The organism is bacterium, from assembly GCA_017744355.1.
In the GTDB taxonomy this organism is placed as follows: Bacteria; Cyanobacteriota; Sericytochromatia; order S15B-MN24; family UBA4093; genus JAGIBK01.
Genome location: JAGIBK010000033.1, coordinates 1 through 501, shown reverse-complemented (window position 1 = coordinate 501; position 501 = coordinate 1). Strand labels below are relative to the sequence as shown.

At 64.3% G+C, this 501-nt stretch carries 1 protein-coding gene; it reads left to right on the top strand.

Features of this window, described 5'->3' with window-relative positions:
* Nucleotides 1-501 (top strand): hypothetical protein (locus J7643_20035; protein ID MBO9542881.1); only part of this gene is annotated, 501 nt, incomplete at both ends.

Here is a 501-nt window from a genome sequence, read left to right as displayed (position 1 = left end):
GGGTCAGCGTGATGCCCGTGCCCGACCCCACCCCGCAGGAGTGCTTCCAGATCGGGGCGGGTGCTGTCCGGCAACTGACCTATCGGATGGAGGGGCTCTTTCAATCGCTCGATGGCACGGCCCTGAGCGCGGACAATGAGGCGGTTCGCCGCGAGTTGCTCGGTTTCACCCGAGCGCTGTCCGATGCGATCGGGGCGGCCAATCCCCGGACGATGGACAAGGAGCGGCTCAAGAAGCTTCTCAAAGAGGTGGACAAGCTAGAGAAGGCATACCTCGGCGCCTCGGCGCTCACGGACAACGCCGAGCGGAGCAAGCTGATAGGCAGAGTAGGCGGCGATGTGAAGGCGCTTGTGGGGTTGCTCGGTGTCACGCCCGTCCAGATCCCCCCTGCCACGCCGGCCGATCACTTTCAGACGGGGCTTGCGGCAGTCCGGACGCTGAGCTATAAGCTGGAGTACCTCTTCGACATGCACGAGGCGCTCAATGACCCTGTCATGGAGC